This is a genomic window from Neisseria bergeri (assembly GCA_003044455.1).
Taxonomy (GTDB): Bacteria; Pseudomonadota; Gammaproteobacteria; order Burkholderiales; family Neisseriaceae; genus Neisseria; species Neisseria bergeri.
Window position 1 is genome coordinate 15,140 of sequence record POWY01000002.1, and the last position, 25,351, is coordinate 40,490.

26 protein-coding genes are annotated in these 25,351 nt (G+C 50.7%); 19 read left to right on the forward strand and 7 right to left on the reverse strand.

Going from position 1 to position 25,351, the window contains the following annotated elements; translation table 11 throughout:
* Positions 1–15: 15 nt before the first annotated feature.
* On the reverse strand, positions 16–324 hold the full coding sequence (locus DBY86_RS03130) for a hypothetical protein (RefSeq protein WP_107818886.1): 309 nt from the start codon (positions 322–324) through the stop codon (positions 16–18).
* Positions 325–920: 596 nt separating this feature from the next.
* On the opposite strand from DBY86_RS03130, the gene DBY86_RS03135 reads away from it, so the two are divergent.
* Positions 921–1,529 carry a hypothetical protein gene (locus DBY86_RS03135; protein WP_159068537.1) on the forward strand — a complete coding sequence of 203 codons (609 nt, stop codon included), beginning with the start codon at positions 921–923 and terminating at the stop codon, positions 1,527–1,529.
* Positions 1,530–1,713: 184 nt separating this feature from the next.
* On the forward strand, positions 1,714–2,187 hold the full coding sequence (locus tag DBY86_RS03140; RefSeq protein ID WP_159068538.1) for a rhomboid family intramembrane serine protease: 474 nt from the start codon (positions 1,714–1,716) through the stop codon (positions 2,185–2,187).
* 192 nt (positions 2,188–2,379) lie between these two features.
* On the opposite strand, the gene DBY86_RS03145 is transcribed toward DBY86_RS03140, so the two are convergent.
* Both DBY86_RS03145 and DBY86_RS03150 read right to left on the reverse strand, forming a co-directional pair.
* The gene (locus DBY86_RS03145; protein ID WP_107818889.1) at positions 2,380–3,612 is read right to left on the reverse strand and encodes a multifunctional CCA addition/repair protein; all 1,233 of its coding nucleotides are present in this window, start codon (positions 3,610–3,612) and stop codon (positions 2,380–2,382) included.
* Positions 3,613–3,696: 84 nt separating this feature from the next.
* Complete coding sequence (locus DBY86_RS03150) at positions 3,697–5,325, reverse strand: ABC-F family ATPase (RefSeq protein WP_107818890.1); 1,629 nt, start codon at positions 5,323–5,325, stop codon at positions 3,697–3,699.
* A 148-nt stretch (positions 5,326–5,473) separates the two neighbouring features.
* On the opposite strand from DBY86_RS03150, the gene DBY86_RS03155 reads away from it, so the two are divergent.
* The 3 genes from DBY86_RS03155 to recR all read left to right on the forward strand — a co-directional run bounded on the left by DBY86_RS03155 (position 5,474) and on the right by recR (position 8,130).
* Complete coding sequence (locus DBY86_RS03155) at positions 5,474–5,848, forward strand: arsenate reductase (protein WP_107819031.1); 375 nt, start codon at positions 5,474–5,476, stop codon at positions 5,846–5,848.
* 59 nt (positions 5,849–5,907) lie between these two features.
* Positions 5,908–7,446, forward strand: a complete 1,539-nt coding sequence (locus DBY86_RS03160; protein WP_107818891.1) for a SurA N-terminal domain-containing protein — start codon at positions 5,908–5,910, stop codon at positions 7,444–7,446.
* A 66-nt stretch (positions 7,447–7,512) separates the two neighbouring features.
* Entirely contained in the window at positions 7,513–8,130 is a 618-nt protein-coding gene (gene recR, locus DBY86_RS03165; protein ID WP_107818892.1) for a recombination mediator RecR, read from the forward strand.
* A gap of 55 nt (positions 8,131–8,185) precedes the next feature.
* Here recR and DBY86_RS03170 read toward each other — a convergent pair whose 3' ends face one another.
* The gene (locus DBY86_RS03170; protein WP_003709976.1) at positions 8,186–8,464 is read right to left on the reverse strand and encodes a hypothetical protein; all 279 of its coding nucleotides are present in this window, start codon (positions 8,462–8,464) and stop codon (positions 8,186–8,188) included.
* A gap of 204 nt (positions 8,465–8,668) precedes the next feature.
* Here DBY86_RS03170 and DBY86_RS03175 point away from each other — a divergent pair, with 204 nt between their 5' ends.
* The 4 genes from DBY86_RS03175 to DBY86_RS03190 all read left to right on the forward strand — a co-directional run bounded on the left by DBY86_RS03175 (position 8,669) and on the right by DBY86_RS03190 (position 13,667).
* Positions 8,669–9,916: a lipoprotein-releasing ABC transporter permease subunit gene (locus DBY86_RS03175; RefSeq protein ID WP_107818893.1), complete on the forward strand. Its 1,248-nt coding sequence runs from the start codon at positions 8,669–8,671 to the stop codon at positions 9,914–9,916.
* The gene (gene lolD / locus DBY86_RS03180) at positions 9,909–10,604 is read left to right on the forward strand and encodes a lipoprotein-releasing ABC transporter ATP-binding protein LolD (protein WP_107818894.1); all 696 of its coding nucleotides are present in this window, start codon (positions 9,909–9,911) and stop codon (positions 10,602–10,604) included. Before DBY86_RS03175 ends, lolD begins: the two co-directional genes overlap by 8 nt.
* Positions 10,605–10,671: 67 nt before the next feature.
* Positions 10,672–12,417 (forward strand): exodeoxyribonuclease V subunit alpha, encoded by a 1,746-nt coding sequence (gene recD, locus DBY86_RS03185; protein ID WP_107818895.1) that lies wholly within the window; start codon positions 10,672–10,674, stop codon positions 12,415–12,417.
* 131 nt (positions 12,418–12,548) lie between these two features.
* Entirely contained in the window at positions 12,549–13,667 is a 1,119-nt protein-coding gene (locus tag DBY86_RS03190) for a hypothetical protein (RefSeq protein WP_234403365.1), read from the forward strand.
* Between the two features lie 54 nt (positions 13,668–13,721).
* On the opposite strand, the gene DBY86_RS03195 is transcribed toward DBY86_RS03190, so the two are convergent.
* Positions 13,722–14,825 (reverse strand): N5-glutamine methyltransferase family protein, encoded by a 1,104-nt coding sequence (locus DBY86_RS03195; protein WP_107818896.1) that lies wholly within the window; start codon positions 14,823–14,825, stop codon positions 13,722–13,724.
* 249 nt (positions 14,826–15,074) lie between these two features.
* On the opposite strand from DBY86_RS03195, the gene lon reads away from it, so the two are divergent.
* Entirely contained in the window at positions 15,075–17,537 is a 2,463-nt protein-coding gene (gene lon, locus DBY86_RS03205; RefSeq protein WP_107818897.1) for an endopeptidase La, read from the forward strand.
* Between the two features lie 182 nt (positions 17,538–17,719).
* Positions 17,720–17,989, forward strand: a complete 270-nt coding sequence (locus DBY86_RS03210; protein WP_107818898.1) for an HU family DNA-binding protein — start codon at positions 17,720–17,722, stop codon at positions 17,987–17,989.
* A gap of 124 nt (positions 17,990–18,113) precedes the next feature.
* On the opposite strand, the gene DBY86_RS03215 is transcribed toward DBY86_RS03210, so the two are convergent.
* Together DBY86_RS03215 and DBY86_RS03220 are read right to left on the reverse strand one after the other, a co-directional pair.
* Positions 18,114–18,548 (reverse strand): hypothetical protein, encoded by a 435-nt coding sequence (locus DBY86_RS03215; protein WP_107818899.1) that lies wholly within the window; start codon positions 18,546–18,548, stop codon positions 18,114–18,116.
* Positions 18,541–19,848 (reverse strand): homoserine dehydrogenase, encoded by a 1,308-nt coding sequence (locus tag DBY86_RS03220; protein WP_107818900.1) that lies wholly within the window; start codon positions 19,846–19,848, stop codon positions 18,541–18,543. The genes DBY86_RS03215 and DBY86_RS03220 overlap by 8 nt, the downstream gene beginning before the upstream one ends.
* A 197-nt stretch (positions 19,849–20,045) precedes the next feature.
* Here DBY86_RS03220 and DBY86_RS03225 point away from each other — a divergent pair, with 197 nt between their 5' ends.
* From DBY86_RS03225 to DBY86_RS12870, 8 genes are all read left to right on the forward strand, one after another.
* Positions 20,046–20,417: an MTH938/NDUFAF3 family protein gene (locus DBY86_RS03225; protein WP_107819033.1), complete on the forward strand. Its 372-nt coding sequence runs from the start codon at positions 20,046–20,048 to the stop codon at positions 20,415–20,417.
* Between the two features lie 76 nt (positions 20,418–20,493).
* On the forward strand, positions 20,494–22,416 hold the full coding sequence (locus DBY86_RS03230; RefSeq protein ID WP_107818901.1) for an ATP-binding cassette domain-containing protein: 1,923 nt from the start codon (positions 20,494–20,496) through the stop codon (positions 22,414–22,416).
* The gene (locus DBY86_RS03235) at positions 22,379–22,816 is read left to right on the forward strand and encodes a DUF4124 domain-containing protein (protein ID WP_234403366.1); all 438 of its coding nucleotides are present in this window, start codon (positions 22,379–22,381) and stop codon (positions 22,814–22,816) included. The genes DBY86_RS03230 and DBY86_RS03235 overlap by 38 nt, the downstream gene beginning before the upstream one ends.
* 65 nt (positions 22,817–22,881) lie before the next feature.
* Positions 22,882–23,397, forward strand: a complete 516-nt coding sequence (locus tag DBY86_RS03240; protein WP_107818902.1) for a hypothetical protein — start codon at positions 22,882–22,884, stop codon at positions 23,395–23,397.
* Positions 23,398–23,507: 110 nt separating this feature from the next.
* Positions 23,508–23,750 (forward strand): hypothetical protein, encoded by a 243-nt coding sequence (locus DBY86_RS03245; protein WP_107818903.1) that lies wholly within the window; start codon positions 23,508–23,510, stop codon positions 23,748–23,750.
* A 312-nt stretch (positions 23,751–24,062) separates the two neighbouring features.
* A complete protein-coding gene (locus DBY86_RS03250) occupies positions 24,063–24,491 on the forward strand; it encodes a hypothetical protein (RefSeq protein WP_107818904.1) in 429 nt (142 codons plus the stop codon).
* A gap of 206 nt (positions 24,492–24,697) precedes the next feature.
* Positions 24,698–25,150: an ASCH domain-containing protein gene (locus DBY86_RS03255; protein WP_107818905.1), complete on the forward strand. Its 453-nt coding sequence runs from the start codon at positions 24,698–24,700 to the stop codon at positions 25,148–25,150.
* Between the two features lie 35 nt (positions 25,151–25,185).
* Positions 25,186–25,350, forward strand: coding sequence for a hypothetical protein (locus DBY86_RS12870; RefSeq protein WP_159068539.1), 165 nt, complete (start codon positions 25,186–25,188; stop codon positions 25,348–25,350).
* The last annotated feature ends 1 nt before the right edge of the window (position 25,351 follow it).

The following is a 25,351-nucleotide window of genomic DNA, read 5'->3' on the forward strand; positions in this document are numbered from 1 at the left end:
ACGGTCAAAAGCGTTTTATCCGCGCGTTTCGCGCCAAACGAGATAGTCGCGCAGGGGCGGCATAGGCGGGTTGATGCAGTGGGGGCAGATGCCGGTGGTGTCTTCGTCGTCGCTGTCGATGTGGTAGGCGTTGGGATCGAAGCGGACTTGCTGCATTACCGCCTGCGCCAATGCCTGCGCCTGAACAACGTCGAAATTGAATTTTTCGAGGATTTCGTTCAACAGGCGGATTTCGCCCTCGCTGAATTCCGCGCTGTGTTTTAGGATAAGGCGTTGATAATCTTCATTGTTGATTTTAGGCAATAAATCGGTTTTCAGAGGCATGATTTTATGTCGGGGGCGGAATGGCTGAAGCGTGAATTATAGCGGATATGGCGGCGGCCGTTGTAAAGCTTGGATTGGGTATCGTCCTCAAAATTTTCAAGTGGCTGCATTGTGCGTTGTATTTCCGCTGATACCCTGCTTGCTTTTCGGCTTTTTCGTCCATAGGTAATCCTTGATTTTTAAAACCGTTGCAGTAAAATGGTTCGTAGAAAGGTTGGCGAAAGGGGCGCGGTGTTCTGCCACCCCTTGTTATTTCAGTTTTTCATTAGTAGGCTGGAGTGCAAACTAACAAAAGAAACAAGAATAAAATAACTTTCGCCATTTCTTCAAGCCTCCTTACAATATGACCAATATAAGTCTAATTTGAATTGTAAAAATTACATTCTTAATAATTAAAGCAATCAAGTCATTATTTCATGAAAGGTATCAACATGGGAATTACATCCAAAAAAATCCAATTTATCACATTAGCAGCCTTAATGTGCGTGGGTAATGCTATGGCTTCTGATCAACAAATTGATAAAGCGGAAGAATGTTATAAACAGCGAAGCTGAAGCTGAAACTAATACTCAAAAAAACCTAGCTATATGGACGTAATGGGCAAAGAAAATTTTATAAAATGGAATCAAATGAGTAGAAATTTTCATTTATATCCAAACTATCCAGACCTTTTGTTTGTAGGTAAATATGTCAATGATTCAACCACACTTACACCTCTTGATGAACAAACGGAATATTATGCAACCGTTATTGATATGAAACCTAGCAGCACTGTTGTTCGTACTAATCCGAATTATGATGAAGGATTAAATAATTATCAATTAACACGCCAATACAAGGAAGATTATCCGGGATTTGGTTTGACTATTGGAAATTTATCAGGTGCTGTTTCATCCCAATTGACACACCATAATGATGTTCAAACACGTAATACTTCAATAGGCGCAGGTTTGGTTGGATTGATTGTTGGTTCGATATTTGGAAATGCAAAGTATGATAATGCCATGAAAAAAAGCATGTCAGAAAATTATAAAACCGTAAATACTACATTCATCTATTTTAAAATCAATGACCCAAAATTGGTAAAAAATACAGGTCGATTTAGCCAAAGCAACGACAACTTATTGAAAAGCGGAAATTGGAAAATAGGTGATACCATTCGATTCTATAAAGAAAATCACATTTGGATGTTTGAAAAGAAATAAACTATTTTAATAAAGACTAAGGAAATTTTATGAAAAATATGAATGGAAATAAAATCAAGCAATGTAACGACCCAAGACATTTTTCAATTCCATTGCTTATATCTATACCAAATGGACAAATCTATAAATATAAATGCCCTACTTGCAATCATATCACTGAATTACATGGATCAGGCGTTAACTGTTGATTAAAAATATATTTAATAACAAATTGATTATAACAACAATATTTTTCCTATTTATTATAATAGGATATGTTGCTGGATTTATTGATTATAATCAATTTGGCATTTATCCAAGAACTTTTTCATTTAATTCCATATATGGAATTGCTATGTCATGGACAATGCATGGTAACTGGAATCATTTGGAAAATAATTTATTGATATTAATTCAATTGATTATTCCATTTGTGATATTTGAAAAACAGTTGATAAAGAAATTCTGGCAATTGATTTTGATTTCAGGATGTTTTACTTGGATATTAGGCACATCCAACACTATCCATATAGGTGCTTCCAGCTTGATTTTTGCATTAATTGGATATATTCTGTCAACAGGCATATGTACTATTTTAAATATAATCGACCTTCGTTTTAAAATAACTAAAGCTAACCATAATATATTGCAATCCAACAATAAATATAATAATAAATAAATATAATAATATTAAAGGTATTATTTATTTTGGTTTATCTTGCTTTTCAATATTTGAACTTGGATATTTGCAATCTATATTAAATGGATTGTTTCCACAGTCATCCGATGAAATTTCTTTTCTATCCGATAAGCCCCCGAAGCTAGCACTTCGGGGCTTTGCTTTATCGAATTAATGTCTTTCCGTCTTTTCTTACTCCGTACGAAACGCTTTTTGCAGCGGGGCGATTCGTGCCAACCGCGCACGGTCGATTTCTTCGGCGATAAGGTGCGCTTTTCCCTGCGCGCGGCATTCGGCAGCGATTTTGCCCGAATCCGCCTGATTGGCGGTTTCGAGCAGGGCGAGCCAGTGCGCGCGTTGCGGGTAGGGCGTGTGTTCGCGGTTCAGACGGCCTTGCGTATCGGCGATACAGACGTTCAATGCCGTCTGAAAACGCTCGGGACGGCGGAAGGCATCGGTTTTTTTCAATACGTTCAGAATGGTTTGGCTTTTAAGCTGTCCGACTTGGTGGAAAATAATGTGCCAACGGCAAACCAATTCGGCAAGCTCGGCGCAATGTTTCGGCGCACGCAGCCGATGATTGACTTCGCGCACGGGTTTGACGCCGTTGATGTCGTGTCCGTAGTGGCGCGGCAGGATGTCGGGCGGCGTTTTGGCTTTGCCCAAGTCGTGCAGCAGGGCGGCATAGCGTTCGGGCAGGCTCAAACCCATATCGGCGGCGCGTTGCAGCGTCATCAGGGTATGGATGCCGCTGTCGATTTCGGGATGGTAGTCGGCGCGTTGCGGCACGCCGAAGAGGGCATCGACTTCGGACAGCAAGACTTTAAGCGCGCCGCATTCGCGCAACACTTCAATCATCCTGCGGGGATTTTTCTCCATCAAGCCTTTTGCCAATTCCTGCCAGACGCGTTCGGCAACCAATGCGTCCGCTTCGCCGTTTTCGACCATTTTCCGCATCAGCTTCATGGTTTCTTCGGCGATTTCAAATCCGTAGCGCGCGGCAAAGCGGGCAGTGCGCAGAATGCGGACGGGGTCTTCGTCAAAGGCGGGGGAAACGTGGCGCAAAATGCCTGCCTTTAAATCCTGTTGTCCGCCGAAAGGGTCGATAATCTTGCCGTCCGCATCTTGCGCCATCGCGTTGATGGTCAGGTCGCGGCGCATCAAGTCCTGCTCCAGCGTAACGTCTTTGTCGGCGTGGAAACTGAAACCGGCATAGCCCTTGGCGGTTTTGCGCTCGGTACGGGCGAGGGCGTATTCTTCGTGGGTTTTGGGATGAAGGAATACGGGAAAATCTTTGCCGACCGGCTGGAAGCCTTGCGCCAGCATGGTTTGCGCGTCTGCGCCGACGACCACCCAATCGCGGTCTTTGACGGGCAAGCCCAAAAGATAATCGCGGACTGCGCCGCCGACGAGGTAAGTCTGCATATGCTTCCTATTTTAAAGTTATCAATAATGCCGTCTGAAGAGGCTTCAGACGGCATTGTTTCAACCGGAGGGTATTTTGTGCGTTTATGCTACGCCTTTTTTCTCCAAGTAACTTTCGTAATCGCCCAAGTAGTGTTCATATCCACCTTTGCCATCCAATTCAATGATTTGGGTAGCCAGTGAAGATACAAACTGACGGTCGTGCGAGACGAAAATCAGCGTGCCGTTGTATTTTTCCAGTGCCATGTTCAAGGATTCGATGCTTTCCATGTCCATATGGTTGGTCGGTTCGTCCATCACCAAAACATTGGGTTTCAGCAGCAGCAGTTTGCCGTAAAGCATACGGCCTTTTTCGCCGCCGGAGAGGACTTTCACTTTTTTTACCACGTCGTTGCTGCCGAAGAGCAAACGCCCCAAAGTGCCCCGGATGACTTGTTCGTCGTCACCTTCCTGCCCCCATTGGCGCATCCATTCGCTCAAATCCATATCGACGTCGAAGTCGTTTTCATGGTCTTGCGGGTAGTAGCCGACACTGGCTTTTTCCGCCCATTTGATGCTGCCTTCGTCCGGCAACAGGCCGTCTGAATATTTGGGGTTGTACGCGCCGGCCAAGAGTTTCAGCAAGGTAGATTTACCTGCGCCGTTCGGGCCGATGATGGCAAGGCGTTGGCCTGCTTCAAGGATGAAGTTCAGGTTTTTAAACAACTGGGTTTCAAAACGTTTGGCCAGTTTTTCAACTTCCACAGCCTGACGGTGCAACTTGGCTTTTTCATCGGCTTCAAAACGGATATACGGGTTTTGGCGGGTGGAAGGTTTGACTTCGACCATTTCCGATTTGATTTTGTCGGCCTGTTTCAGACGGCTGGTTGCCTGACGGGCTTTGGATTTATTGGCAGAGAAGCGGGCGACGAACTCTTGCAGCTCTTGCAGTTTCTCTTTGGCTTTGGCGTTGTCTTTCAGGGCGCGCTCACGCGATTGGGCGGAAGCGAGCATGTAGTCGTCGTAGTTGCCCGGATAGATGGTGATGGTGTTGTAGTCCAAATCCGCCATGTGGGTGCAGACTTCGTTCAAAAAGTGACGGTCATGCGAGATGATAATCATGGTGGAGTCGTATTGGTTCAACACGCCTTCCAACCAGCGGATGGTATTGATGTCCAAGTTATTGGTCGGTTCGTCCAAGAGCAATACGTCTGGTTTGGAGAACAGGGCTTGCGCCAGCAATACGCGCAGTTTGAAACCCGGGGCGACTTCCGCCATGGTCGCATTGTGCAAATCTTCGGAAATGCCCACGCCGCTCAACAGTTCGGCGGCGCGCGCTTCGGCGGTGTAGCCGTCGTACTCGGCGAACTTGGCTTCTAGTTCGGCGGCTTTCATGTAATCGTCTTCGGTGGCTTCGGGGTTGGCGTAAATCGCATCACGTTCGGTCATCGCCGCCCACATTTCGGTGTGCCCCATCATCACCACGTCCAGCACGCGCATGTCTTCGTAGGCAAACTGGTCTTGGCGCAGCTTACCCAAGCGTACGCCGTTTTCAATCGCCACTTCGCCCGCAGTCTGTTCCAAATCGCCGCCGAGGATTTTCATGAAGGTGGATTTGCCCGAACCGTTCGCGCCGATCAAGCCGTAGCGGTTGCCTTCGCCGAATTTGACGGATACGTTTTCAAACAGCGGCTTCGCGCCGAACTGCATGGTAATGCCGTTGGTAGAAATCATTATTGGTAAAGCCTTTATTGAACAAGAGATTAATTTTTCGAATTTTCGGATTGTAACATAAGCGCACTGCCGTCTGAAACAGACGGGCAAATTTTCAGACACTTATAGTAAAATGTCCGTTTTATTATTTCAGGCAAAAGGTTTTCAAATGATAATCCTTCACGGCATTCCAAATTGCGATACGGTCAAAAAAGCCAAAAACCGGCTTACCGGATACGGCTTGGAGTTTGAATTTCGGGATTTTAAGAAACAGAGGCCGTCTGAAGCGGAAATCTGCTCGTGGCTGGAACAAGTGCCTTTGGAAACCCTGCTCAACAAACGGGGAACCACATGGCGCAAACTTGATGCCGAAACACAGCAAAAAGCCCTGTCCTCGACAGCGGAGGCCGTCAAACTGATGTCCGAAATGCCGAGCCTGATCAAGCGTCCCGTATTGGAGTGCGGCAGCAGGGTTTACGTCGGCTTCAGCGAAGAAACCTACGACGGCATCTTCAACCGGCAAGCCCCGTGCAGACAGGGATAAAAACCGTTACAATACCCGACTTGAATTTCCCGTTCCCATTCTATATCCCGATTTAAAATATGTTCCATTCCATCGAAAAATACAGAACGCCCGCCCAAGTCCTTTTGGGGCTGATTGCATTAACCTTCGTCGGCTTCGGGGTCAGCACGGTATCCCATCCGGGCGCCGACTACATCGTCCAAGTGGGCGACGAAAAAATCAGCGATCATTCGATTAATGTCGCCATGCAAAATGAACAGGCTGACGGCGGCAGCCCGTCACGCGATGCCGTATTCCAATCCCTGCTGCAACGCGCCTATCTGAAACAGGGCGCGAAGCTGATGGGCATTTCGGTTTCTTCCGAACAAATCAAGCAGATGATTGTGGATGATCCCAATTTCCACGACGCAAACGGCAAATTCAGCCATGCTCTTTTGAGCCAGTACCTTTCGCAACGCCATATGTCGGAAGACCAGTTCGTCGAGGAAATCCGTAACCAATTCGCATTGCAGAATTTGGTAAACCTTGTTCAAAACGGTGTCTTGGTCGGCGACGTGCAGGCGGAACAGCTGATCAGGCTGACGCAGGTCAACCGCACCATCCGTTCGCACACCTTCAATCCCGACGAGTTCATCGCCCAAGTCAAAGCGTCTGAAGCCGATTTGCAGAAATTTTATAATGCAAACAAAAAAGACTACCTGCTGCCGCAGGCAGTCAAATTGGAATATGTCGCCCTGAATCTGAAGGATTTTGCAGACAAGCAGACCGTCAGCGAAACAGAAGTGAAAAATGCGTTTGAAGAGCGCGTGGCGCGTTTGCCGGCAAATGAAGCCAAACCTTCTTTCGAGCAGGAAAAAGCCGCCGTCGAAAACGAATTGAAAATGAAAAAGGCGGTTGCCGACTTCAATAAGGCAAAAGAAAAGCTGGGCGATGATGCGTTCAACCATCCTTCCTCGCTTGCCGAAGCCGCCAAAAACAGCGGTTTGAAAGTGGAAACTCAAGATACGTGGTTGAGCAGGCAGGACGCGCAAATGTCCGGTATGCCCGAAAACCTGATCAATGCCGTATTCAGCGACGACGTATTGAAGAAAAAACACAATTCCGAAGTATTGTCTATCAATAATGAAACCGCATGGGTCGTCCGTGCCAAAGAAGTCCGCGAAGAAAAAACCTTACCGTTTGAAGAAGCCAAAGATGCGGTGCGTCAGGCTTATATCCGCGCTGAAGCCGCCAAACTTGCCGAAAACAAGGCAAAAGAAACGCTGGCGCAGTTGAGCGGAGGCAAGGCAGTTGACGTGAAATGGTCGGAAGTGTCTATTTTGGGCGCGCAGCAGGCAAGGCAGTCCATGCCGCCCGAGGCTTATGCGGAACTGCTGAAAGCAAAACCTGCAAACGGCAAACCCGCCTATGTCAGACTGACCGGCCTGCCGGCACCCGTGATTGTCGAAGTACAGGCTGTAACGCCGCCCGATGATACCGCCGCGCGCATCCCGCCTGCGAAACAGGCTTTGGCGCAACAGCAGTCTGCCAATACCTTCGACCTGCTGATCCGCTATTTCAACGGCAAAATCAAACAGACCAAAGGAGCGCAATCGGTCGACAACGGCGACGGTCAGTAATTGACACTTTTGTTGACGACATAACGGTCGGAATATTCCGACCGTTTTCCCATATGGCGGAGTATGATGAATTCCAAAAAACAGGATGCCTTCCAAAGGCTGATAGGTGCGCTGAAAGTATTGCCCAACGTCGGGCCGAAATCGGCACAGCGGATGGCGTACCATCTGTTGCAGCACAAGCGCAAAGAGGCTGAAGAGCTGGCGGATGCCTTACAGACGGCATTGAGACAGGTTCACCATTGCGCGAGGTGCAACACGTTTTGCGAAGGCGGATTGTGCGATATTTGTGCCGATGAAACACGCGACGGTCGGCGGCTGATGGTGGTGCATATGCCTGCCGACGTGTCGAATATGGAAGCGGCAAACTGCCACGACGGGCTGTATTTCGTCCTAATGGGGCAAATCAATACGGCATTGGGAATAGACGTATCCGCCATCGCATTGGACAGGCTGGCGCAACGGCTGGGTAGCGGGGAAGTCGAAGAAATCATTATTGCAACCGCTTTTACCGCAGAAGGCAATGCCACGGCGTATGTCCTGTCCGAGTTTTTCAAAAACCTGCCTTACAAAGTCAGCAGGCTGTCGCAGGGCATCCCCTTGGGAGGCGAATTGGAATATGTCGATGCGGGAACGCTGGCGCAGGCGGTGTACGAACGGCGGCTGATTAAAGAAGGCGGGGCGTAACGCCGCCAATGCAAAATGCCGTCTGAAGCCTTCAGACGGCATTTTTCCGGGCGGTTTACTTGCAGTTGAGCCCTTGAATCTGCAACGCGCCTCCGTTGCCGACTTTGAACACGCACTGCGTCGCGCTGCTGCCGGACACGGTAATGCTGCCGCTGCCGCCGTTCAGGCTGACAGGTTCCTTAACGCCCATACCGACTGCCGTTGCCGCCAGTTTTTGCGCGTCGGCTTCGGAATAAGGCGTGTTGTTGGCATCGATTTTGATTTCTTTGGCGTAGGCAGCCGCAGCGGCGGATAAGGCGATGGCGCACAAAGCAAAAGCAGTTCGGATATTCATTGTTTTCCTCAAGAAACGGTTTTTCTGAAGGAAAGGATAGGGCAGTTTGACGCGTTGTGCAAGTTTTCCGCCCGCTCTGCCGCCCCGTCCCCCGCACTCGGGCGTTCGAACGCTGCCGGGGTTTTACGGTACAATAAACTTTTGCCGCCGCCCCCAAACCGCCGTCCGGGGCGGCACGTTTGCAGACATTTTTAAGGTAGCGTTATGTTTTCTCTAGAGGCTTGGATAGGCTTGAGGTATCTCAGGGCGAAAAAGCGCAACGGCTTTATGTCGTTTATCACGATGGTTTCGATTGCCGGAATCGCCTTGGGCGTAACCGCGCTGATTGTCGTCTTGTCGGTTATGAACGGCTTTCAGAAAGAAATACGCGGGCAGCTCCTGAATGTCGCGCCGCACGCCGAAATCGGCTATATCGACAATACGGATACGGATTGGCGCAACCTGCTTCGGTTTACCGAAAACCGCAAAGGTATTTTGGCTGCCGCGCCCTATGTTTCCAATCAGGCATTGCTGGCAAACGCGGGCGAAATCAGGGGCGTGCAGATGCGCGGCATTTTGCCGTCTGAAGAGCGCAAAGTGGTGGAATACGGCGACAAAATGCCGGCAGGCAAGTTTGAAGACCTGATTCCGGGCGAGTTTGACATTATCCTCGGTGTCGGTTTGGCGGAGGCTTTGGGTGCGGAAGTCGGCAATAAAGTTACCGTCATCACGCCGGAGGGCAACGTTACCCCTGCCGGAGTCGTGCCGCGCCTGAAGCAGTTTACCGTGGTCGGTCTGGTCAAGACGGGCGTTTACGAAGTGGACAACTCATTGGCGATGACGCATATCCAAGACGCGCGCGTACTGTACCGCTTGGATAAGGAAGTTGCGGGGCTGCGGCTGAAACTCGCCGACCCGCAAAACGCCCCCGCCTTGACGGCAACACTGATTCCGGAGGCGCAAAGGGACGCGGTTTGGGTGCGCGATTGGACGTACAGCAACCGCAGCTATTTTGAGGCGGTCGAACTGGAAAAACGGATGATGTTCATCATCCTGACGCTGATTATCGCCGTGGCGGCGTTCAACCTTGTCTCTTCCTTGGTAATGGCGGTTACGGAAAAGCAGGCGGACATTGCGATTTTGCGGACTTTGGGTCTTTCCCCTGCCGGCGTGATGAAGATTTTTATGGTGCAGGGCGCGTTTTCAGGCTTTTTCGGCACGCTGGCGGGTGTGGTCTGCGGCGTGTTGTTGGGCTGGAATGTGGGAAGGATTGTTGCATTTTTTGAACGTTTGTTCGGTGTCCACCTCATTAATTCTCAGGTTTATTTTATCGACTACCTGCCCAGCGATGTCGATATGGGCGACGTTGCCCTGATTGCCTGCATTTCCTTGGGACTGTCTTTCGTTGCCACGCTCTACCCGAGCTGGCGCGCGTCAAAAACCCAACCGGCGGAGGCTTTGCGTTATGAGTGAGTTGATTTTGAAATGCGAAGGCGTGGGCAAACGCTATCGGGACGGCGGTTTGGATGTTCCGGTTCTGCATGGTCTGAATTTGGAAATCCGTGCCGGAGAAAGTACCGGCATCGTCGGCTCTTCGGGCAGCGGAAAATCGACACTGCTGCATATTTTGGGTGGGCTGGATATGCCGTCTGAAGGCAGGGTGCTGCTGATGGGCGAGGATTTGCGTGCCTTAAACCAGCGGCGTTTGGGCGATTTGCGCAACCGCCATCTCGGTTTCGTGTACCAGTTCCACCATCTTCTGCCCGAATTTTCGGCACTGGAAAACGTGATGATGCCCCTTCTAATCGGCAAAAAAAGCCGTGAAGAAGCTGCGGAGGCAGCAATGGCGATGCTGGAAAAGGTCGGACTGAAACACCGTTCGGCGCACCGCGCAGGCGAACTGTCCGGCGGTGAGCGGCAGCGTGCCGCCATTGCACGCGCCTTGGTTACGCAACCCAAATGCCTGCTTGCCGACGAACCGACCGGCAACCTCGACCGGGCAAACGCCAGGAATGTTCTGGATATGATGCTGGAACTGAAAACAGAATTGGGGACAGGGCTGGTGGTCGTAACGCACGACGACGAACTTGCCGGCCGCTTCGGGAGCGTTATGGAGATGAAAGACGGCAGCCTGCACCCCAAACAGGGCGCAAACGCCTAAACAGCCGAAACAACACCGCGCCGTCTGAAGCCCCGCGCCTTCAGACGGCATTTCGACAAGGAATACGATGGAGCGGCAGACAGATGAATTTGCCCAAGCGGCGGCAAGGGCGGCAATCCGTTTTTTGGAACACTATGCGGGTTTAGGCAGCGAAGTGCTTGCCAACTGCACCGAACGCCTGTTTCAGGCATTGCAAAACGGTCATTCGTTTATCCGTTTGAGCGGTGGCGAGGCTGACGCGCTGTCGGCACTCGCGCCCGTGGTCGGAACATCCGCCGCGCCTTTGATTTTGGAAGGCAGAAGGCTGTTTTTGGGCAGGATGTGGCAGTTGGAATACGATTTGGCGGTCGAGATAAAACGCTTGGCGGCAGCCGGCACGTCCGCCCCCGACGCGGCAGGCGCGCGGCAAAACCTCGCAAAATGGTTTCAAGGCACGGGCAGCGAAGGACAGCGCGATGCCGCTGCCTTGGCACTGTTGCAGTCTTTTATGGTGATTACCGGCGGGCCGGGAACGGGCAAAACGACAACGGTTGCCAAACTGCTGGCGCTGATTTGCGGTGAAGACGAAAATCTTCCCAACATCGCGCTTGCCGCACCGACAGGCAAAGCGGCGGCACATATGGCGCGTGCGCTGCACCGTGCAATCAACGGTTTTGACGCGCTGGAGGCCGTCCGTCGCCATTTGCTCAAACTGGAAGGGCAAACCGTCCACCGCCTGCTGAAGCTGTATCCGCCCAAAATGCAGTCGGCGTTCGACCATATCCGCCCGCTGCCGTTCGACGTATTGATTGTCGATGAAGCCTCTATGCTGGATACGGCATTGATGCTGCAACTTTTAAAAGCAGTCAAAACCGGCGCGCGCGTGATTCTGCTGGGGGATGAAAACCAGCTTCCGTCCGTCGGAATCGGGGCCGTGCTGTCCGTCCTGTCGCAAAAAACCGTTTTGGACGGAGAAACGCACCAAAGGCTGGCCGGCTTCCTTCCGGAACACGGTTTCAGCGTCAGCGCAAATCCGCCCGTGTTGGCGCAAAACACCGCCCATTTGTCGTTCAGCCACCGCTTCGGCGGCGACAGCGGCATCGGCTGCCTTGCCCGTGCCGCCGTATCGGGCGATGAAGGGGCGTGGGCATTGTTTGACCGGTTTCCGGACGAACTGGAACATTCGGAATGCAGTCCGAGTGCTCGAGTCGAAAGGTTGTACCGGGCGCACAAAGCCTATTGGCAGGCGGTAAAAGACGGCAATATCGAAGCCGCATACGCGGGCATCTCGGATATCGTGGTTTTGGCAGCTTGGCGGCAGGATGCGGAAGACTTCAACGAAGCCTATTGCAGCCATGTACGCCGCAAAATGAACATACCGGAACATCCGGCATATTTTGCCGGAGAGCCGATTATGATCAGGCAGAACGACTACGCGCTTGAACTGTTCAACGGCGACATCGGACTGATTATGGAAGATGTCGGACGGCAGGGCAGCCTTGCCGCCTATTTTGCCGATGCGGACGGATTTAAAAAGGTTGCAGTCAGCTGCCTTCCGGATTTTGAACCCGCATTCGCCATGACCGTCCACAAAAGCCAAGGTTCGGAGTATCGGGAAGTCTGGCTGCTGCCGCCCTCTGCCGCACCTTCGAACGAGGAGGACGATGCGCTTTCCGGCTTGAGCAGGGAGCTGCTTTACACCGCCATTACCAGGGCAAAGGAAAAATTCGTGTTCTTCGGCGGAGAAGAAACCTTCCGTCAGGCGGCAGCTACTGTCAAAGTCCGTCAGACGGCATTGGGCAATATGCTCAAACGTGTGTTTTCCCAAGATTGACACACATCAAACCCCGATAAAAAACGTTAAAAACCGTCAATATTTTCTTGACCCGACAGATGGCTTTCCATACGATAGGTCTGCACGAAATACAACAATTACCGACGTTTTCCTCTTTTATCGGAGACAGTATGGACTTATTGAAACCCACGCTTCTGACCGTCATGGCAATGCTGGTTTCCCTTCCCGTGTCGGCATCGGGTATCGACGGCGGTCGTGATGCGGCAGCCCTTTCGACTACAGGCGATTACGTCAACTCGGGCAGCATCATCAGCAAAGACGACGACAAAATCAGTCTGTTCGGCGACAGGCTGACACTCAACGGCGGTTTCCGCGTGCGCGTGGACGGCAAAGATACGGCGGCAAGCAACAGCGGCTCCTATCCGACCGGCGAAAACACCAACGCCGACTTCAATACCGAATTGTGGCTGCGTGCCAAACTCTATAAAGATTGGAAGGCGGTCGTCCAAATCGAGCCGAACATCAATCTGGAAACAGGCAAATTCAACGGCAAACACGATGTGCCGATGAACAAACTCTATGCAGAAGGCAGCCTTACGCCCAATCTGAAGGCGCGTATCGGCAAATTTGGCGCATTCTCCTCTTACGGCAGGGTTTGGGATACGGAAGTTATCGGTGCCGAACTGTTTTTCGACAATACCTCGCTACCGGCGAAAATTACACTCGGACGCAGAACCGGCAATCTTAACGATAACGTATGGGGCATAGGCGGACACCGCAGGCATTTTGCCTCCGCCCAGGCAACTTTGCCCGTCAGCGAACGCATCAATGTCGGCGCAACCGTCAGCTATATGGACAAAGTCAAACACGGAAACGCGGAACATGATGCCGTATTGGGCGAAATCGGTACGGACGTGAAACTGAACGACAATATCCGCTGGATGGCGGCAGCCGGCAAATCCAATCTGAAAGCCTATCACGATGCGGGAGGCAAAATCGCCAATTACGGCGTGTTTACCGAATTGCGCTACAAACTTGCCGACACCAAAAAACCGCAGTCTTACGACGTATTCGCCAACTACCGCAAAGTCGGTTCGCTGTCCGGCGTGTCTTCGGCTGAGGATTACAGCAAAAACGTTCAGGGCGTACAGCTCGGTCTGACCTACATCCCTTGGAAAAACTGGCGGATTAAGGGCTTCTACCTGAACGGCAAACAGGTTACGCCGACGGCGGGCAACGTCAGACAAAATGTCGACGTAGTGCGCGGCCAGTTGGAATACATTTTCTGACGGCATCGTACAAATCTGCATGAAAAACGGCTGCTTTAACGGGCAGCCGTTTTGTTATGTCTTTTTCAAACGGTACAGGAAAGTAGTTTCCCTGTTTCGGGCAAAAGCCAGCGGATCGTCCGGGTCGGCAGCTTTTTTGTGGTTCGGCTTGGTTTTCATAATATCGGCAACGCGTAAACCTGCCTGAGCAAATGCCTTATCCAGAAAATCGGACGGACGCAGGTGCAGATGTTCGGCAAGGTCGGAAATAATCAGACGGATTTCTCCGTCGGGATTCAGATGTTTCGGCGCATCACGCAAAAACGCAGCCAGCATCGCAGATTCGGGGTCGTATAATGCGGATTCGACGGCGGAAGTCGGCTTGGCGGGAAGCCAGGGCGGATTGCAGACGATTAAATCGGCAAACCCTTCGGGAAACAGATCGGTTTCGCGGATTTCAACCTGTTTTTCAAAACCCAAACGGGCAATATTGGCACGGGCGCAGGCAACCGCCCTCGGATTGGTATCCGTGCCGATGACGGAAGGAATGCCCTGTTTCGCCAAAATGGCGGCAAGCACGCCGGAGCCCGTCCCGATGTCGAATGCCGTCTGAAAACCCGTTGACGGCGCATGGGCAAGCAGGTTGAGATACTCGCCGCGCAACGGCGAAAATACGCCGAAAGGAACGTGTATGCTGCCGCCCAGCTGCGGAACGGCAACCCCTTTCTTATGCCACTCGTGCGCACCCATAAACCCCAGCAGCAGATTGAGCGGCAGGAAAAACGGTTTGCCGTCCGCCTCTCCGTACACGTCGAGCAAAGCGGCGCGTATATCGGGCGCGCGTTTGTTGTCCAACACAAAACCGGGGCGGATTTCAACGGCAAGCATATTCAGAATACGGCTCTGTTGCGCCTGCTTCATACGGTGGGCGTGGAAAAGGGCGGCGATGTCCGCATCGGAACGGACGGCGGCAGGTTTGCGGACCTTCTTCTTCATTGCCGAAAGCACCTGTTTGGCATTGTGGAAATCGCCCTGCCAGACAGTTGCAATATTTTGATAGGCAGCCTTCAAAATGCCGTCTGCGCCACTTTCGCGGATATAATGCCAACCTTTGGGCGGCTTTTGCAGACTTTCATTGCGCCATTCGAACCCGTTATCGGGAAAAATAAAAGAAGACATGGGATACCTGCGTCATGTTTTGAAAATAGGGCGGCAGAACCGTAAACCATACGGATGGTACAGCAAGGAGCGGCAACACAGAACAGTTTTTATTCCCGCCTTGTCTTTCCAAGCCCATGCCGTCTGAAGCCGGAATGTTTCAGACGGCATCGCATCAAACTCCATAAATAAACTGCGTATGCTTGAAATAATGCTTTCAACCCCAATTTACGCGGCAATCCGTATTCTGTCAGACACAAGAGAGTATCCATGACACAAAAAGAAAAGCATTTTGAGGAATATGCTGCTTTGGCGACCCTTCCTTTACGGGATGTCGTCGTTTACCCGCATATGGTTCTGCCGCTGTTCGTCGGCAGGGAGAAGTCCATCGCCGCACTGGAAAACGCCATTACCCGCGAGGAACCGGTTTTCCTGTTGGCGCAAACCGATGCCGCAGTAGAAAACCCCTCCGCCGCAGACCTGTATCAAACCGGTACGGTCGCACAAGTCCTGCAAGTGTTGAAACTGCCCGACGGCACGGTAAAAGTATTGGTCGAAGGTCTGTATCGCGGACGTGTTCTGACCATTGAAGACACGGGCGGTCTATTCGTTTCCCATATAGAGGCAGTCGGGGAAGAAGATGAGGGCGGCAATACCGACCTCGAAGCCGTGCGCCGCACCCTTTTGGCGCAGTTTGAACAATACGCCAAACTCAATAAAAAAATCCCCGCCGAAATTATCGGCAGCATCAACGGCATTGCCGAAAACAGCCGGCTAACCGATACGGTCGCAGCGCATTTGCAGTTGAAACTGGCGCAACGCCAACAGATTTTGGAAATTCCCGAAATCGGCAAACGGATGGAATTCCTGCTGGCACAGCTGGAATCCGAACTCGACATTATGCAGGCCGAAAAACGCATACGCGGACGCGTCAAACGCCAAATGGAAAAATCCCAGCGCGAATATTATCTGAACGAACAGATTAAAGCGATACACAAAGAATTGGGCGAAGAAGACGAAAACGGCGAACTGGATGCCTTGGAAGCAGGCATCAAAAAGGCGGGTATGACCAAAGAAGCGGAAGAAAAATGCCTGTCCGAACTGAAAAAACTCAAAATGATGCCGCCGATGTCTGCCGAATCCACCGTCGTACGCAACTACATCGACACCCTGCTCGAACTGCCGTGGAAGAAAAAATCCCGCGTCAGCAAAGACATCGCCAAAGCCGGACTGGTGCTGGATGCCGACCACTACGGCCTGGAAAAAGTCAAAGAACGGATTTTGGAATACCTCGCCGTCCAAAAACGCATGGACAAACTCAAAGGTCCGATTCTGTGCCTGGTCGGCCCTCCGGGCGTGGGCAAAACCTCTTTGGGCGAATCCATCGCCAAAGCGACAGGTCGGAAATATGTCCGTATGGCCTTGGGCGGCGTGCGCGACGAAAGCGAAATCCGAGGACACCGCCGCACCTATATCGGCTCTATGCCCGGCAAAATCCTGCAAAACATGGCGAAAGCGGGTGTGAAAAACCCATTGTTCCTGCTTGATGAAATCGACAAGCTGGGCAGCGACTTCCGCGGCGACCCTGCCAGCGCGTTGCTTGAAGTGCTCGATCCCGAACAAAACAACAAGTTCGCCGATCATTATGCCGAAGTGGATTACGATTTGAGCGATGTGATGTTTATTACGACTTCAAACAGCCTGAATATCCCGACCCCGCTGCTCGACCGTATGGAAATCATCCGTCTTTCGGGCTATACCGAAGACGAAAAAATCAATATCGCGATGCAGTACCTCGTGCCGAAACAAATGAAGCGCAACGGCGTGAAAGAAGGTGAATTGGCAATCGAAGAAAGCGCGGTGCGCGATATTATCCGTTACTACACCCGCGAGGCGGGCGTGCGTTCGCTCGACCGCGAGATTGCCAAAATCTGCCGTAAGGTGGTGATGCAGATTACTTTGGAACAAGACAAAAAAAGGTCGTCTGAAACCAAAAAAGCAAGTAAGGCCAAACCTAAAACGGTTAAAGTTAACGAGAAAAATCTGCACGACTATTTGGGTGTGCGCCGCTTCGATTACGGCGTTGCCGAAAGCGAAAACCGCGTCGGGCAGGTAACCGGTTTGGCGTGGACGGAAGTCGGCGGCGAACTGCTGACCGTCGAAGCCGCAGCCTTGCCGGGCAAGGGCGTGATCCAGTGTACCGGTCAGTTGGGCGATGTGATGAAAGAATCCGTGTCCGCAGCATGGTCTGTTGTCCGTTCCCGTGCAGAATCAGTGGGTTTGGCTCCTGATTTTTACGAGAAAAAAGACATCCATGTTCACGTTCCCGAAGGTGCGACACCGAAAGACGGTCCGAGTGCGGGCATTGCCATGACTTTGGCGATGGTTTCCGCATTCACCAAAATCCCGGTGCGCGCCGATGTTGCCATGACGGGCGAAATCACCCTGCGCGGCGAAGTTTTGCCCATCGGCGGTTTGAAGGAAAAACTGTTGGCTGCGCTTCGCGGCGGCATCAAACACGTCCTGATTCCGAAAGACAACGTCAAAGACTTGGAGGAAATCCCTGAAAACGTGAAAACCGGCCTGACCATCCATCCGGTCAAATGGATAGACGAGGTATTGGCTCTGGGTTTGGAAAGCCGGCCTGAGCCTTGGGCAGAACCTTCTGCCGTGGAAGCGGCGGCGGACCCCGCTTCAAAACCGAAACCCCGCAGCAGGGCAATCAAACATTGAAACGCAGGAAATGTGTTGTAAAAATGCGGTTTCGTCCTGAAAGCCTGTAAAATAGGGCGATTCCGTATTTTTTGCTTGACACGGCAATTTCAGAATTGCTATAAAGCGAAAGTTGCTCAAGCAGTACAAACCCCCGAGTATTCGGGCATTTCATCATTTTTTAAGATAGGAAGGGACTGATTGTGAACAAGTCTGAATTGATTGAAACGATTGCTCAAGAAGCCGGCATTTCCAAAGCCGCCGCACAAAAAGCTTTGGATGCCACTACCAATGCAGTAGCCAACGCCCTGAAACAAGGCGACACCGTTACTTTGGTCGGTTTTGGTACTTTCTACGTCGGCGAACGTGCAGAACGCCAAGGCCGCAACCCCAAAACCGGCGAGCCTCTGACCATTGCCGCCGCCAAAACGCCTAAATTCCGTGCAGGTAAAGCATTGAAAGACGCACTGTAAACTGTTTTTCAGCAAAAAGCCGATTCCTTGAAGAATCGGCTTTTTATTTGTCCTGTTGGTCAGTTTGAAAAAATGCCGTCTGAAACGCTTTTCCCGTGTTCAGACGGCATTCCGGTTTAGCGGTTCAATCAGCTTTCAAATCAGTAACGCACCGTCTGTCGCGCGCTTCAAACGCGTTTGCACCGCCAAGCAGGTCAAGCTGTTCTTGTGCGCCGAGTTTGCCGAAGGAACTAATCTGTTTCTCGCTCAATCTGTCCAAAGGCTGCTCCCACATACATTTGCAGTAATCGGTGGCGAGGCGGGTATTGTCCGCATCCAAGCCGCGCGCTTTCAAATCGTTCTGCCATTTTTCGGCAAACGGTATGTTTTTCACACAGGACTCGACAATTCTCTGCTTCGCCTGCGGTTTGGACATGGCGCATTGGGAGAGCAGGGCGGTTGAAGCGAGCAACGCCAAAATGACCCACGCCCAAATGCGGATGGTGCGGATTTTGGCTTTCGCTTTTTTACGCGCCGCGGCCTGCTCTTCGGCGGACATTTCGTGTTTCGGCTCAGTCATGCAGGCTTTCCATACGGATCATGGTAATCGGTTTTTCCACGCAATCCAGTGCTTCGATGGCTGCGATTGCCGACTTGATGTATTTTTCGACCGTGCTGTGGGTCAGAATCACGATTTCGGCAGTGCTCTGATCAATCACGCCTTTTTGAATCAGTGCTTCGATGGACACGTTTTCTTGTGCCAACAGCGCAGCGATTTGCCCCAGCGTGCCCGGTTCGTCTTTGGCTTGGACGCGCAGGTAGTAGCTGCTGGTGATTTCGTCCATAGGCAGGATGGTTTGCGCTTGGACTTGGGCGGGTTGGAACGCCAGATGCGGTACGCGGTGGCCTGTATCGGCTTCGATCAGGCGGGCGATGTCGATGATATCGGCAACCACGGCGGAAGCAGTCGGCAATGCACCCGCTCCCGCACCGTAATATAAGGTTTCGCCAACCATATCGGCATTGACGCGCACGGCGTTCATCACGCCGTTGACGTTTGCCAAGAGGCGGCTTTCGGGAATCAGGGTAGGGTGGACACGCAATTCGATACCTTTTTCGGCTTTGCGGGTGATGCCCAAAAGTTTGATGCGGTAGCCGAGTTCTTCGGCGTATTTGATGTCGCGGCTGTCGAGTTTGCTGATTCCTTCGAGGTAGCAGGCGGAAAAGTTCATCGGCGTACCGAATGCCAGCGCGCTCATGATGGTGATTTTATGGCCTGCGTCGTTGCCTTCGATGTCGAAGGTCGGGTCGGCTTCGGCATAGCCCAATGCCTGCGCTTCTTTTAATACGTCGGCAAACGCGCTGCCTTTTTCGCGCATTTCAGAAAGGATGAAGTTGCTGGTGCCGTTGATGATGCCGGCGATGGATTTGATTCTGTTTGCCGCCAAACCTTCGCGCAGGGCTTTGATAATCGGGATGCCGCCGGCGACTGCCGCTTCAAATTGGACGATAACGTTTTGTTTTTCCGCCAACGGGAAGATTTCGTTGCCGTATTCGGCGAGCAGTTTTTTATTGGCGGTAACGATGTGTTTGCCGTTTTCAATGGCTTTCAACACCGCTTCTTTGGCGATGCCCGTACCGCCGAACAGTTCGACGACGACATCGACGTCTTCACGCGCGACCAGTTCGAACGGGTCTTTGACAAAGGCGGCGGACGGGCAGATTTGGTGGGCTTTTTCTTCGCTTAAGTCGCATACGGCACTGATGCGCACTTCGCGTCCCAAACGGCGGCTGATTTCCTCCGCATTGTCCCGCAACACGGCAGCCGTACCGCCGCCGACCGTACCTAAACCTAAAAGACCGATGTTTACTGGCTTCATTGTGTCTCCTTGTAAGCCGACTGAAATGTAAATATTGAAAGACGAAAATATCCGCTGCCGATATAATTGTGCCGCACTTTAAATCAAATGCCGTCTGAAATCAGCAGGAAAGGTCAGATGAAATCCGCTAATCCTACATGAATTTGTCTGATTTTGCACCTTTTCCGACACGACTGAAGCGGCAAAAGGACAAAAATATGCTGTTTGAAGAAAATCCGATAGACGGACAGTTTGCGGAATATGAATGCGGCGCGGGCGGAATCCGGTTGGCGGGGCAATATTTCGACCGGCCTGTACTGTTGCGGCAAGGTTCGGCAATGCCCTCGAAATGGCAGTCATTGTCAGAACTGACTCCGGATAATCTGTTGTCTGATGTCAAAGCGGATGATTATCCGGAAATATTGATTATCGGAACTGGGGCGGTACAGAAGTTTATCCATCCCAAAATCATGGCGGATTTTTCTCAGATCGGAATCGGTGTGGAATGTATGAATACCGAATCGGCATGCAGGACATTGGCCTTTTTGCACTCTGAAGGGCGTAAAGCCTGGGCGTGGCTTCAACCGTAAATTTCCCGTTTCAGACGGCATCAGCACTTTCTTTCAGGTAAAATACGGGCTTTTTCCGCCCGACGATGTTTCCGTTATGATTGAAATTAAAAACCTCACCCTGCAACGCGGTTTGAAAGTCCTGCTCGACAAGGCCTCCGCTGCCGTCAATCCCGGTCAGCGCGTCGGTTTGATCGGCAAAAACGGGACGGGCAAATCCAGCCTGTTTGCCTTAATCAAGGGCGAAATCACTCAAGACGGCGGCGATATCTCGATTCCGAAAAACTGGCGGATTGCCTCCGTTTCCCAAGAAACGCCCGATTTGGACATTTCCGCTTTGGATTACGTTTTGCAGGGCGATGCCGAGTTACAGACCCTTCAGACGGCATTGGCGCGGGCGGAGGCGGAAAACGACGGTATGAAGCAGGCGGAATATCACGCCAAATTGGAAGAAATCGACGCTTATACCGCGCCTGCCCGCGCGGCAAAACTGTTGGACGGACTGGGTTTTTCGCAAGAAGAACACAGCCGTCCCGTCAAATCCTTTTCCGGCGGCTGGCGTATGCGCCTCAATCTCGCCCAAGCCCTGATTTGCCGCGCCGATTTGCTCTTGCTTGACGAACCGACCAACCACTTGGATTTGGAAACCGTCTTGTGGCTGGAAAACCACCTCGCTTCATTGCCCTGCACGCAATTCATCATTTCCCACGACCGCGATTTCCTCAATGCAACGACCACACAAACCATCGAACTGTCGCAGCAAAAGCTGACCCAATACGGCGGCAATTACGATTTTTACCAAAACGAACGTGCGCAGCGTTTGGCGCAGCAACAAGCCGCCTATGTCAAACAGCAGGCGCAAATCAAACATTTGCAATCCTTTATCGACCGCTTCAAAGCCAAAGCCACCAAAGCCGTGCAGGCGCAAAGCCGTATGAAGGCATTGGCAAAACTCGAACGCGTCGCGCCCGCGCATCTGGACAGCGAGTTTTCTTTCGAGTTTTACAATCCCGATCATCTGCCCAATCCTTTGCTGAAGCTGGAACACGCCGATTTGGGTTACGAAGGCAAAACCGTTTTGCACGACATCACCCTATCGTTAGAAAGCGGCGCACGTTACGGGTTATTGGGTGTCAACGGCAGCGGAAAATCCACCTTTATCAAAGCCTTGGCAGGCAAAATCGATTTGCTCTCCGGCAGCATCGTCCGTTCCGAAAAACTCAATATCGGCTATTTTGCCCAGCACCAGCTCGACACCATCCGCGCCGACCAAAACCCTGTTTGGCACATTCAGCAGCTTTCTCCCGAAGTACGCGAACAAGAAATCCGAAATTTCCTCGGCGGCTTCAACTTTGCAGGCGATATGGCGTTGCAGAAAACCAAACCCTTTTCCGGCGGAGAAAAAGCCCGCCTTGCCCTTGCCATGGTTATCTGGCAAAAGCCGAACCTGCTGCTGCTTGACGAGCCGACCAACCATTTGGACTTGGATATGCGCCATGCCTTAACGCTCGCGTTGCAAAGTTTCCAAGGTGCCTTAATCGTCGTATCCCACGACCGCAGCCTGCTTGAAGCGACTACCGACAGCTTCCTCCTGATCGACAAAGGCCGTCTGAAGAACTTCGACGGCGATTTAAACGATTACCGGCAATGGCGTTTGGCACAGGAAAACGCCGCCGTCGCGCCCGCAGCATCCGCACAAAGCCAAAGCCGCAAAGACACCAAGCGCATCGAAGCGCAAATCCGTCAGGAAAAAGCCCGACGCGGCAAGCCGATACAGCAGAAAATCGGCAAAGCTGAAAAAGAAATGGCGCAACTTTCCGAAATTCAGACGGCATGTGAAGCATTTTTAGCACAAGAAGACGCTTACCTTGAAGCAAACAAAGAAAAATTGCAAAACACCTTATCCGAGCTGGCAAAAGTCAAAACACAACTTGACCGAATCGAAGAGGTTTGGCTGGCTTGCCAAGAAGAATTGGAACGGATTGAAACTGAAATCGAGAAACAGTTTGCCGAGCGATAAAGAAGCGCGGGCAGGGTGCTTATCTTTGTCTGCCAATAACGGTATAATTCGGACGTTACCACCGCCTTTTTACTTTACCGGTATGAACATCAGACTTTTTGCCGCCTTGGTTCTCCTGTCCCTTTCCGGCGCGGCGGCGCAAGCCTCCATATACCATTGCAACTCAAATGGCAAAAGCGTATATACATCAGACCCGTCAGAATCGTGCGCCGATGCGGATTTGCCTAAAATCAGCAGCCATCAGGGAGGCGGATACCGCCTGAAAATTAAAAAACTCAGTCAAGAAGCCAAAATACACACAGGAAACAAAAAGAAAAAACCTGCCGGGAAAAAGAACAGGCAGGCTGCCAAAGCCCCGAAGGAAAATCAAAAGCGGACAACCGAAAAGAAAAACCCGTAAAACGCCAAGAAAGCCTTACAAAAAATCCCAAAAAATCAAATTATTATCCGAGTATCAAGCACATTATGAAATCAAAACTCCCTTTAATCCTAATCAACCTTTCCCTAATTTCAAGCCCGTTGGGTGCGAATGCGGTCAAAATCTATACCTGCACAATCAACGGAGAAACCGTTTACACCACCAAGCCGTCTAAAAGCTGCCACTCAACCGACCTGCCCCCGATCGGCAACTACAGCAGCGAACGCTATATCCCGCCCCAAACATCCGAACCGGCACCATCACCGTCAAACGGCGGACAGGCTGTCAAATATAAAGCCCCGGTCAAAACAGTATCCAAGCCGGCAAAATCCAATACGCCCCCGTCGCAACAGGCGCCCGCAAACAACAGCAGACGTTCCATTCTAGAAACAGAATTGAGCAACGAACGCAAAGCATTGGCTGAAGCCCAAAAAATGTTATCACAAGCACGTCTGGCAAAAGGCGGTAACATCAATCATCAAGAAATCAACGCATTGCAAAGCAATGTTTTGGACAGACAGCAAAATATCCAAGCCCTGCAAAGGGAATTGGGGCGTATGTAAAGCCGTGTTTTCAAATCGACCGTTCCAAGGATTTGACAGAAGAAATGATGAAAAAGTAAGAGAATTTTTGGGATAAGTCGGGCGATTTACTGTTTGCACCCGTTAATATAATGTTTTGGATTAAAAAAGTATGGGCGGCATATTTATGTGTCTGCTGCCTGTATATCGTATTGAAGGTCAACGTATTCCCCAATATCGGCCGGACGGAAGCGTCGAAAGGGATGCAGGGCATGTCGTTCAGTACCTTCAGATACGCGGATGCGCCGAGCTATACATTCAGCCGCATTGTCCATACTTTAATTTTCCTGCCTGCCTTTGTCTATACCATTTGGAAAGACCACAGGAAGTCATAGACTTGATTATAGAACCAGAAACAGCATCAAGAGTACAGATATTTCAAAGCACATACAGCTGTTTCCAATAGTTCGCATAATGTATATTATGTTAAATTTATAACAGGCTGAATAGATATTTTTGCAAATCTATTCAAACCCATTCAGAACTCAGCCACTTATATTAGGGAAATTTCTCAATGGCGGCAACAAAAAAAAGTCAGTCAAGTCATCGCCCGACTAGAAGAGACCGCGCAAATAAAACTCTATGACGAGTTTAAACGCTGTGGCATAATTTCACCCCCCCCCCATTACTACACAAAAGGATGAAAAATGAAGAATCTGATTCTTGCTGTCGTTGTCGCTGCCGGCTTGGCGGGATGTGCGGCGGCACTTGAGCCTAGTCGGCAACAGTTGGCGGCTGCGACGTATCCGGCACCGATGCCGCCTAGTCAGTTTGAGAAAGCGATAAAAGAATGGGCGGTCGATAACCTTGTTGACCCGGATTCTGTGAATATTCGCAGCGTTGATACGGCACCGGCGCGTAAAGGGTGGATTGCGGTTTGTACAAAAATCGACCCGTCAATGGGTAATTGCATGACGCGTATGTTTTACTTCGGACATATCTTCAACGCGCGTATTAACGCAAAAAATCAGCACGGCGGATATACGGGCTTTAAGGACTACGCCTTTGTTGCGCGTGGCGACCAAATCAGTTACGGCGTTGAAACTGAAAAAATTTCCAATATGAAATTGTTCTAACATATTGACTGCGTAAAACCTTTTAGATACAATTATGATATATTTTGGAAATAGCTATATAAACCGCCTTTACAGGCGGTTTTTTTCGTTTTTAAATCTTATCGATCAAACGGTTATATTTTGCCAGCAGATCAAGATAGGCAGCCGCATATTGCGGAACGCCGATTTTGTGCCAAATGTGATTATTAGTATAACATAGTTAGATTATGAAAGCGTTGAGTGTAAAGCAGCCGTTTGCTTTTCTGATCGGCAATTGTGAAAAATCAATCGAACTGAGAAGCTGGAAGACAGACTATCGCGGCGATTTGTTGATTTGTGCATCCAAGTCAGAAAAAGACGCGTGGGTTATTTGGGGTGATGAACCCCATCAACTGCCTGCCGGTGTGATGATGTGTGTCGTCGAATTGGTAGATGTTCGTCCTGCTATGCCTGATGATGCGGAAGATGCTTGCGCGGATGAAATTGAAGACGGTGTCTATGCGTGGGTGCTGGACAATATCCGCCATGTCAGCTTAAAGAAGGTAAACGGCAGGCTTCGTTTGTTTGATGTCGATGATGATTTGATAGAGTTTTCAGATGGTGCGTTTTTTGATGAGGCGCGTCATTTTGAAACAGGCAGGTCTTTTACTGAAAAAAGTATTTGGCTTAAATACAAGTAAAACCGCCGAAAGGCGGTTTTTTATTGGAGATTAGAATGGCTAAAGCAAAAGGTAATTCTTATGTCGGCAGCGGAGGCAGCCGAAGTAACTCTTTTGGCCGTGTCGGTTCATTGGGTTATGGGGCACTTCGTAATACAATTTCCCGCCGTGATGCCGCAAACCTCGCGCGTCGTAAGTCCATCGGCGGTAAAGGCGGTTAAT